This window comes from Thermococcus sp., assembly GCF_027052235.1.
Lineage (GTDB): Archaea > Methanobacteriota_B > Thermococci > Thermococcales > Thermococcaceae > Thermococcus.
Window position 1 is genome coordinate 1 of record NZ_JALUFF010000079.1, and the last position, 1,990, is coordinate 1,990.

Sequence of the window (1,990 nt, forward strand, 5' to 3'; positions counted from 1 at the left end):
GCTCACTCTTTCACCTCACACCCAGAAGTATTTTTCCCTCTCCCACTCCGTTACGACGATCGAGTACTCCCTCCACTCCCTTTCTTTCGCTTCCATGAACTTCTCGAAGATATGTTCTCCTAAAACTTCTCTTACGAGCTCGCTTCTTTTAGCCTCTTCAATCGCTTCTTTCAGACTCCCTGGAAGCGAGACGATTCCGTGCTTTCTCTTTTTCTCCTCATCCATCCTGTAGATGTTCTCTTCTATCGGTGGAGGCGGTGTCATTCCCTTTTCGATTCCATCGAGGCCGGCTGCGAGCATAACGGCGAACGCGAGGTAGACGTTCGCGGAAGGATCCGGGGCCCTGTACTCTATCCTTGTCGCCTTCCCCCTCGCCTGAGGAACCCTTATCAAGGCGCTTCTGTTTCCAGCAGACCAAGCGACGTTCACGGGAGCTTCGTAACCGGGAACGAGCCTCTTGTAGGAGTTCACTGTGGGGTTCGTTATCGCGGTTATCGATCTCGCATGGTAAAGGAGCCCCGCGACGAATTTCCTTAAAGTATCCGAGAGCTGAAGCTCACCGTTCGGATCGTAGAATGCGTTCTCACTTCCCCTGAAGAGACTCATGTGGGTGTGCATCCCCGAACCGTTCACGCCGTAGAAGGGCTTTGGCATGAAGGTCGCGTAAAGGCCGTGAAAAATCGCCATGGTTTTTATCACCAATTTCACAGTCTGTGCGTTATCGGCGGTTCTGACTATCTCGTCGTATTTGAAATCTATCTCGTGCTGGGAAGGGGCAACTTCGTGGTGAGATGCCTCTATGTTTATCCCCATCTGTGAGAGGGCGATCGCCACGTCTCTTCTTACCCTCTCGGCAACGCTCAAAGGAAGAAGGTCGAAATAGCTTCCGGAGTCGAGGTATTCAAAAATCGGCTTTCCGTCGCTCATCGGGACTATGAAGAATTCCATCTCCGGTCCCGCAAATGCTTTAAATCCCATCTCTTCGGCTTTCTTCGCAACGAGCTTGAGCCTGTACCTCGGATCTCCTTCGAAGGGCTTTCCGTCCGGGGTGTAAACGTCGCAGATTATCCTGGCGCTCTTAACTCCGTCCTTCGTCCAGGGAAGGATCGCGAGGGTTGAGAGATCCGGAACCAAGTACATATCGGATTCCTCTATCCTCACAAAGCCTTCGACCGAAGAGCCGTCGAAGAGCATTCCGTTGTCTATGACCTCTGGAAGCTCGCTTGAGGGTATCTCGACGTTCTTCACGGTCCCGTTTATGTCGGTGAACTGAAGCCTTATGAAAGAGACCTTTTCCTTCTTTATTGTTTCGAGAACTTCCTCTTTCGTCACACCAATCACCTCACTTCAAAAGATTCAGAATGAGGCCGTTTATTTCTCCAACCCTCGCGGCTATATTCAAGGTGGGTCTTTCGGAAGAGAAAAGGGCATGGGCGAGCTCTTCTAATTTCTCGTTGACTTTCTCGACGACGACGTGGAGCTTCGGCTGGCTGGTCTCTAAATCCATCTTCCCCGAAACTCTGTACATTTTCTTCTCGACGAGCTTTAAAAACTTTTTGATCCTCTCTTTGTAGATCTCCAAATTCCTCGGAGTTGGGGACCTCGCGAGCTCGTTTCCAGCCTCTATTATCCCTTCGACGAGCTCTTGAATTTTCTTTTCGAGCTCTTCAGCCTCGGCATCGCTCAGAACCTCGAAGAAACTCTTCTCCTCAACGCTTTTGTATCTTCTTCCCTTCTTCTTCGAAGCTTTCTTCTTCTCCTCCACTTTCCCGCTCTTCAAATCCCCATCCCCCAGGGGGTTTATCCTCACCCTTCCAGCCTCCTCGGTTTTACGACAATAGTCTTCTGTCTAGTGTATATTACCATCCCGGGCCTGAAACCTTTCGGTTTTCTGACGTATTTGACGAGAGTGTAATCAACGGGAACTTTCCCGGAATCCTTCCCCCTCGAGTATCCAGCCGCGAGGGAAGCCGCGAACTCGATCACTTCC

At 50.7% G+C, this 1,990-nt stretch carries 3 protein-coding genes; all 3 read right to left on the minus strand.

All coding sequences use genetic code 11. The features are described from left to right. Positions 1-15 precede the first annotated feature (15 nt). Positions 16-1,332 (minus strand): type I glutamate--ammonia ligase, encoded by a 1,317-nt coding sequence (gene glnA / locus MVC73_RS10070; RefSeq protein ID WP_297510615.1) that lies wholly within the window; start codon positions 1,330-1,332, stop codon positions 16-18. Positions 1,333-1,342: 10 nt separating this feature from the next. Beyond that, positions 1,343-1,810 carry a YaaR family protein gene (locus tag MVC73_RS10075; protein WP_297510618.1) on the minus strand — a complete coding sequence of 156 codons (468 nt, stop codon included), beginning with the start codon at positions 1,808-1,810 and terminating at the stop codon, positions 1,343-1,345. Beyond that, the coding region (locus tag MVC73_RS10080) for a hypothetical protein (RefSeq protein ID WP_297510621.1) at positions 1,807-1,990 on the minus strand (184 nt) is incomplete at its 5' end. The genes MVC73_RS10080 and MVC73_RS10075, both read right to left, overlap by 4 nt.